Raw genomic sequence first — 8,515 nt, forward strand, 5'->3', positions numbered from 1 at the left:
AACAACTTCTTCAGGACGGCTGCTTTACGCTCTGCAGAATAACGTGGCACAAGGACTCCATGCCGCTCCCTCTGGATTAGATTTAGGCGATATCACCAACCGGACAACAAGGCTGACAGAGGGGGGTTTTTTAAAAGATCAAATTGGCCTGTTTGTGAGCTTAGTGATAGTGTTATAAGAAAATTCATAATCTCTTCGAAAGATAATGTTGTTTATGTAGGGAATAAAGACAGTGATAAAAAAGCGCGTATAAGGTTCTCAGGAGTGAACTGGTTTAATAGAACTTTTTATAAGTTAGATGGCAGGTTTGATGATGTTTTTTAGTTTTTTGGATAAGGCTAAGTGGTGCTGCTATTCTCTGGTATTGAAGTGGTATTATGAGTTAATCAAGTTTTTATAGGTAAATTATAATGATATTAAAACTATCGAAGGGTTGAAGGAGCAATTCATGAGTATTCTTGTAGTCGGCGGCGCAGGCTATATCGGCTCGCATATGGCCAAACAGTTGGTTTACGCCGGGCATTCCGTGGTGGTGCTTGATAACCTTTCTACTGGTTTTCGCGACCAAGCACGTTATGGCGAGTTAGTGGTCGGAGACTTGGCAGATACGGCGTTGTTAGAACAGTTGTTTAATAAATACGCATTTGATGGGGTAATGCACTTTGCAGCGGCCAGCTTAGTCGGCGAGTCGATGCAAAATCCTAGCAAGTATTATCGTAATAATGTGGTCAATACACTGAACTTGTTAGATGCGATGGTACGCCATGGTGTGAAAAACTTTATTTTCTCATCCACTGCTGCCACCTTCGGCGAGCCCGAATACGTGCCAATTGACGAGGCTCATCCGCAACAGCCTATTAACCCCTATGGGGCGAGTAAGCTGATGGTGGAGCGAATCTTACAAGACTACTATAACGCCTATGGCTTAAATTCGGTCTGTTTACGCTACTTTAATGCTTGTGGCGCGGACCCCGAAGGTGAGCTAGGCGAGTGTCACGACCCTGAAACACATCTTATTCCGTTAATTTTGCAAGCGGCCTCTGGCCGACGTGAATCTATCACCGTGTTTGGGCGAGACTACACAACCGATGATGGCACCTGTATCCGCGATTATATTCATATTGAAGATTTGTGTAGCGCGCATTTACTGGCCATGTGCAGCTTAACAGACGGTGTACGACAGGGGGCATTGGCCTATAACTTAGGCAATGGGCAAGGCTACTCTGTGCAGCAGGTAATTGAGATGGTTGAAGCGGTAGTGGCTGAAGATGGCTGTTCATTAACCGTGGAAGAAGGCAGCCGCAGGGCAGGTGACCCCGCCGTATTGGTAGCAGACGCAACGCTAGCGCGCGAAGCGCTAAGCTGGCAGCCTTGCTACGCTGATTTAAAAACCATTGTTGAGCACGCCTGGGCGTGGGAAAAGCATATTTGTAAAGGGGGGCTATAAGTACTCTTGAACAAGGCTGTATAAACGGTTCTGTAGATGAGAATGTACTGCCTAGTGTTATACAGCCGGTTGTAGTTTGAATCAGTTTGCATAGTATGAGCGGCTGACTTCATGGAAAGCGTTTTGTGTGAGCGAGCTGTAAACGCCTTTACTTTAATAGTAAGCCGATAAAGGCGGCTGTGCTGGCCTGTTGTTATTTTGAGTGTTTACCACGCTTGCTATTGCAAGTGTTTTGATAAGGTCATCTATGTTACCTATTTTTTTTGTTCATATTCCTAAAACTGCAGGCACGAGCTTTCGCAAAGCGACAGAGCAGCTATTTGGTAGTGAGCGAGTGCTTTATGATTACTCACCCAGTGCGGCAGAAACCTCGTCATTGGTTCAGAAATATGTCTATGAAGAGAAAGACTTGCTTGGGTTTTATCGAACTCTTTGCAATAACCATGTGTCGTTTTTAAGCGGTCACGTGAATGCGAATAAATTCGTTTATTTATTTAGTGTGAGCCAAACGGTGACGTTTGTTCGCGATCCGGTGCAGCGCTTGGTATCGGAGTACCAGCATTTTGTACGTCATCATGGCTACGAGGGTGATTTGCCTTCGTTTTATCGTAAGCCGCACTTTGTTAATCGACAGTCTAAAATACTGCAGAGTGTGCCGTTAGAAGCCATAGGGTTGATCGGCTTAAATGAAGCCTATGAAGATAGTCTTGCTATGTTCAATCAGCGTTATGGTTTGAGTGTTCAGTCGGTTGATATGAACATGGGGCGGGCAGATAAAACGACTAGCTATGAGCTGCCAAAAGAGCAGTTAGAAGAGCTAACGGCGCTTAATGAACAGGATATACGCTTATACCGTAGGGCTGTTCACTTGTTTGAGCAGCGCAAGGCGTTGTTTGATGATGGCAAGGGCTACGTACACGGCGCTGTTCAGCAGATGAGTGAGAAAAGTATTTCAGGGTGGGCGTGGCACGCTGAAAGCGATGTGCCTGTTGCTTTGGATATCTTAGTAGATGGCAAACACGTGGCAACGGTTGAAAGTAAAGATTTACGCCCTGCATTTTTGCGTTTAGGGTTGCCTCGTTCTGGTTATGTAGGTTTTCATTACAATTTTGAAGCACCGTTAGCGAAAGGAAGTGTGGAGGAAGTGATGGTGCCTGAAACTGGTCAGCTGTTGGGTAAGAGGCGTATTAAATAGCTCTTCTATATGGCAGTTAAATGAAAGAAGAAGCATGCGCTACATGTTTACTGGCATGTTTAAAAGTAATGTTTAATAAAATTTCAGTGTGATTTTTACGCCTTAGGTATTGCCGTGATATTTAAAAAAAAGTTGGGTAAGCTTGCTGTTAAAGACAATGTTGTGTCGAGCCTTCTATGAATCCGTTTGTTATCACTCCCCGTTATGTTCCTACTCATCAGTTAACAGCACTACCTCAGGATGAGGAGTTTGCTTGGTGTTCGCTGGGTGATGACCCTCAATTTAAGCTTAAAAAAGCGGCACTATTGCCTGGCTGGCAAATGTTAGAAGTGGAAATGGCACATGACCAACCCAGCGCAGCAGTTAAGCTTTACATGGATACTGGCGAAGGTATCAGTGAGGAGAAAAGTGTTTATCTGCCATTAAAGGATGGGCGCATTACTAAGCGGTTATTGTATGTTCCCCGTGGGCTTAAAGGAATTCGCTTAGATCCGTTGGAAAGTGAAGGACGCTTTAGTATTCGGCATCTACGTTTTGTATGGCTTACCCCCTGGTTTGCCCATGATCGTTTAGCCCAGCGCTTGGTGAATATGCATTTTCAGTGGCGCGGTTTTCAGAAAGTTCAGGTACTACCTGAACTAAAAAAACTTGCTGCTAAACAGAATGTTGGTTGGCGCGAGCTTGCTATGCAACATTATGAGACAACCTTTGAACGCTTTACGGCAGGCCGTAATTACCAAGCATGGCTGACTAACCAGCCGGTATTAACACAGGAGCAGATTAAGGAATCCATTCAAAGCTTACGCTATACGCCGCTGATTTCAGTATTGGTGCCAGTTTATAATCCGCCGATTGAGTTCCTAAAGGCGTGCTTAGATTCAGTACTTGCTCAGCATTACTTTCATTGGCAGCTTTGTATTGCTGACGATACTTCTACCGACCCAGCAATATCGGAATTGTTGGCTAATTATGTTGAGCAAGATCGACGTATTCACGTTGTTACACGTAAAACCAATGGCCATATTTGTGCTGCGAGTAATAGTGCATTAGCGTTGGCAAAAGGCGAATTTATCGCTTTGTTGGATCACGACGACTGTTTAGCTCCTGAAGCGCTGCTGGAAATGGCAACGGCAATCAACCACCAGCCGGATGCATGCCTCTTATATAGTGACGAAGATAAGCTGGATGAGCGTGGCTATCGTTACGACCCTCATTTTAAGCCTGATTGGAACCCTGATCTGTTACTTGCGCAGAATTATATTTCTCACTTGGGTTTGTATAACACTGAACTGGTACGTGCGCTAGGCGGATTTAGGGAAGGCTTTGAAGGTAGCCAAGACCATGATTTAGCGCTTCGGGTCAGTACTCACATTACACCACAGCAAATTGTACATGTGCCTAAAGTGCTTTATCACTGGCGCGCTGTAGAAGGCTCGACGGCGGTTAACAGTGAGCAAAAGGACTATACCTCAAACGCAGGGCTTAAAGCTGTAGCAGACCATTTATCTAGCCACTGTGCGGAAGCAGAAGTTGAACATGGCACGTTCCCGAATACTTACCGCGTGCATTGGCCGCTGCCCGAACAGGTCCCTTTTGTTAGCCTTCTGATTCCTACCCGTGATCGTGTTGAAATTCTTAAACCTTGCGTTGATGCGGTGTTAGCACGCACGGATTATCAAAATTTCGAAGTACTGATCTTAGATAATGGTAGTACGTGCCTAGATACGCTTAAGTATATGGATGCAATAGCTTCCCAGGATACCCGTGTACGTGTTTTGCGCTGGGAGCACCCCTTTAATTATTCTGCAATTAATAATTTTGGTGTGCAGCATGCCAACGGTGAAATTATTGGTTTAATTAATAATGATATTGAGCCCATTAACGCGCAATGGTTAACTGAAATGGTAAGGCAAGCTAATCGCCCAGAGATTGGCTGTGTAGGTGCTAAGCTTTATTACCCTAATGATACTATTCAGCATGCTGGGGTTATTTTAGGTATTGGAGGTGTAGCGGGCCATGCACATAAATACTTTACTCGTCATGCGATTGGTTATTTTACTCGCTTGCATGTTGCTCATAACTTATCTGCTGTGACTGCTGCTTGCTTGCTGGTACGTAAGCAGATATTTGAAGATGTTGCGGGCCTGAACGAAGAATACCTTTCGGTAGCATTTAATGATGTTGATTTTTGCTTAAAAGTACGTGAAGCGGGATATCGTAATGTGTGGACGCCCTACGCAGAGCTATATCACCACGAGTCAATTTCACGCGGGGCAGACGATAACGCTAAAAAACGTATGCGCGCAGCTGGTGAAGTGGCATATATGCGCAAAACATGGGCGGAAAAATTAGATAATGATCCTGCTTACAACCCAAACCTGACGCTGGTGCATGAGGATTTTTCGCTCCGCTAACGCTGACCAAGGGGCGGCTGATCAGAAGGGTTAGGGGGGATGGTTGGTGCTCCTCCTCGCGATCTGTAGGTATCCGAGTCAACGGTCGCGACTACTGTTGAAGTTGTTACACCGTTCTGCCAGCCATTACCCGGTAGCCCTCAGCTGGTGGGAGCGAATGAATGGTTGTCTGTGTCTGCCTGTGTTATTAATGCGCTTGAAAAATTACATAACGTGCCTGGTGGTTAATTAAAGCGCATGAATACACAACAGCCTTACTGGGTTTACCTACGAAGGGCAGTGTTGCGTCAGTCGCTACTCACTTTTGATGTAGGACACAATCGCCTTATATTCGCCATGTGGCGTTGTATTAATCGATTGCCATGCGTGTTTTCTCATGGTGATTTACCTTCAGGTAATGTGCTTGTTAACAGTGAAAGCGATGAAGTTGAATCGATTTATTGGGATCGCTGGGGGGGGGCTTCCTATTGGCTACGATGAAGCGTATTTTTTACGTGGGCTACCGTTTAAAAAAGCATTGAGTTATCTGCCTGAGAAACACGATTTACGTTTAGGCTTCACGATCATCAGTTTCTGGCAAGGGTTAGTGCAAGACTCTTAATTTCGCAGCACGCTAAAGGCAGAAGAGATAGTGCAATACTTTAAAGGTGCCATGTGAGCAAACGCGCCACGTTTGTCGTTCTTAGCGATGGTGGCCTACCGACTGAAGATATCTATTTTCTCGAATCTGCTGCTCCAGCGCTGCGAAGCCAGGGGGCAGCGATTGAGCGTACTGTTACTTCGCGCTCTTTTGGTGCAGCTTGGCGTCATGGCCGCTCTTTTTTACACCAGTATGCTGGCGCAAATGTGTTGCTATGCCGCTCGCTGCCGTTGAGCTGGCTGCGCTGGCTTGAACGGCATCGCCAAGCATTCGGCTATATCGGTTATCTCATTGATGATGATATTGGGGCGGCCGCCAATGACCCTACTTTGCCGCCAGCTTATCGAAAGCGTATGGCGCGCGTTGCTAAGCTTCAACCCCGCTTAGTGGCATTAAGCAATGAAGTAATTGCTTGCAGCGCTGTTTTGGCTGAGCGTTTTCGTCCTCTTCACCGCTGCGTCTCAGTATTAACGCCTCCTCTTATCGCTACGCTGCCAATAAAGACTCACTTTGAGCCATCTCCTTCATCCTCAGCACCGTGGCGGATCGGTTTCCACGGTACTCGAGCGCACCTGAATGACTTAATGCACATTGCTCCTGCGCTGCAGGCTATTCAGCAAACTCGAAATGACACACAGCTTGAGCTGATGCTGGGTAAGCATACGCCAACAGCCTTGGTAGAATTACCCAATGTTTTGGCGCCAGACCCGCTACCTTGGCACGCTTTTCGCAATTATCAGGCTAAGTGTCAGTTGCACATTGGTTTGGCGCCGTTGTTAAACACCCCCTTTAATCAGGGCAAGTCGTTTATTAAGTTTCTTGATATTGCTGCGATGGGCGGAGTGGGTGTCTATTCTAACCGCTATCCTTATACCGACGTGGTGAGCGATGGAGTTAATGGACTGTTGGTAGAAGATTCACCGAAGGCATGGCAGGCTGCCATCGAACAGTTACTTAATAATCCAATGGCGACGGCTAAAATGGCGAAGCAAGCCGCGAAAGACGCCAGTAAAATCGGTAATCCGCAGCGTGCAATAAGGTTTTGGCAGGCGCGCGCGGACCAATTAAATGTAAATGAGGGAGCAAGTAGAATGGATGCCATCGTTAAGGCGTTTTTTGATGAAACTCCAGATGCCAACATCGCAAAAGAGCGTGTAGCATTTGGAACCTCGGGCCACCGAGGGCGTGCCACAGATCGCACCTTTAACGCGGCACACATTTTTGCGATTACTCAAGCTGTAGTAGATTACCGGACTGAGGCAGGTTACCAAGGCCCTATGTTCCTTGGCTATGATACTCACGCACTTTCAAAGCCTGCCTGGGAGTGTGCCTTGCAGGTGTTAGCCGCCAATAAGGTGCCTGTATTCATTGAAAAAGATAATGGTATTACGGCCACGCCGCTTGTAAGTCGAGCGATCTTGCAGCATAACCACATTAATGACCTAACAGCACCAGTCGCTGCATTGGCTGATGGCTTGATTATTACGCCTTCCCATAATCCACCTGAAGATGGCGGTATTAAGTACAATCCGTCGCATGGCGGGCCAGCGGATACCGAAGCAACAAAATGGATTGAGCTTCGCGCCAATGCCTATTTGCTACGACAGTTATGTGACATATCTCCGGTTCCGCTAGAGCAGGCGTTGGCGCATGCGCAAGCGTACGATTTCACGGCCCATTATGTGGCTCAGCTGGGCAACGTAGTGGATATGGCGGCTATTCAAAAAGCCAATCTCACGTTGGGTGTCGACCCGATGGGCGGTACCGCCTTGCCAGTATGGCAGGCAGTGGCTGAACACTATGGCTTGAATCTTGAGGTGGTCAATACGTCTGTCGATGCCAGCTTTGGTTTTATGCCACTGGATCACGACGGTAAGATTCGTATGGATTGCTCTAGCCCTGATGCCATGGCTAACTTGTTAAAGATCAAAGATCGCTTTGATCTCGCTTTTGGCAACGACCCTGACGCTGATCGTCACGGCATTGTTGATGCCAATGGCTTAATGAACCCAAACCACTTTTTAGCAGTGTGCGTGGACTATTTGATTGGCCATCGACCTGAGTGGGCGGAAACACTCAACATCGGTAAGACGCTGGTGTCTTCTTCGATGATAGATAGGGTTGTGGCTGCCCATCATCGTGAACTCTATGAAGTACCGGTTGGCTTTAAGTGGTTTGTTGAAGGGCTGCACCAGGGGTGGCTTGCCTTCGGTGGTGAAGAGAGTGCTGGGGCGAGCTTATTAACGCGCGATGGAAAGGCTTGGTCGACTGATAAAGACGGCATTGCGCTTTGCTTGTTAGCCGCTGAAATCACCGCAGTCACTGGGAAAACACCTAGTGAATACTACCGTTCCTTAACCGAGCGCTTTGGTGAGCCATTCTACAAGCGTGTGGATACTGCCTGTACAGCAGAAGAAAAAGCGGCCTTTAAAAAGCTTAGCGCTAACAGCGTTACTGAAACCATGCTAGCCGGTGACCGGATTATCGCGGTGTTGGTTAATGCGCCGGGCAATGGAGAGGCCATTGGTGGTTTGAAGGTAACCACTGACAATGGCTGGTTTGCTGCGCGCCCAAGCGGTACTGAATCGCTCTATAAAGTGTACGCTGAAAGCTTTAAAGGCCCGCAGCATTTAGATGAACTGATTGATAGTGCCACTACGCTGCTTTCCGGAGTGTTAACGGGGTAAGTAGTGGGGCCGCGCTTACTTGTCCTTCGATTAGCATTACTGGCGCGTTGAAATTTTCATATCATGCCCTTTGAGCATATTAAATGGGTGGCAGGTAATTGAGTGAGGGTAAGCGCCATTAAACCGACCCAC

General features: G+C 46.9%; 5 protein-coding genes. All 5 read left to right on the top strand.

Features of this window, described 5'->3' with window-relative positions; genetic code table 11:
• Positions 1-448: 448 nt before the first annotated feature.
• Entirely contained in the window at positions 449-1,447 is a 999-nt protein-coding gene (gene galE / locus INT22_RS02450) for a UDP-glucose 4-epimerase GalE (RefSeq protein ID WP_193067598.1), read from the top strand.
• Positions 1,448-1,694: 247 nt separating this feature from the next.
• Positions 1,695-2,642 carry a sulfotransferase family 2 domain-containing protein gene (locus tag INT22_RS02455; RefSeq protein WP_193067599.1) on the top strand — a complete coding sequence of 316 codons (948 nt, stop codon included), beginning with the start codon at positions 1,695-1,697 and terminating at the stop codon, positions 2,640-2,642.
• Between the two features lie 176 nt (positions 2,643-2,818).
• Entirely contained in the window at positions 2,819-5,056 is a 2,238-nt protein-coding gene (locus INT22_RS02460) for a glycosyltransferase family 2 protein (RefSeq protein ID WP_193067600.1), read from the top strand.
• A gap of 421 nt (positions 5,057-5,477) precedes the next feature.
• Positions 5,478-5,657 (top strand): hypothetical protein, encoded by a 180-nt coding sequence (locus tag INT22_RS02465; RefSeq protein ID WP_193067601.1) that lies wholly within the window; start codon positions 5,478-5,480, stop codon positions 5,655-5,657.
• 1,073 nt (positions 5,658-6,730) lie between these two features.
• The gene (pgm, locus tag INT22_RS02470; RefSeq protein WP_446718925.1) at positions 6,731-8,383 is read left to right on the top strand and encodes a phosphoglucomutase (alpha-D-glucose-1,6-bisphosphate-dependent); all 1,653 of its coding nucleotides are present in this window, start codon (positions 6,731-6,733) and stop codon (positions 8,381-8,383) included.
• Positions 8,384-8,515 lie beyond the last annotated feature (132 nt).

The sequence above is a fragment of the Halomonas sp. 3D7M genome (assembly GCF_014897885.1).
Lineage (GTDB): Bacteria > Pseudomonadota > Gammaproteobacteria > Pseudomonadales > Halomonadaceae > Vreelandella.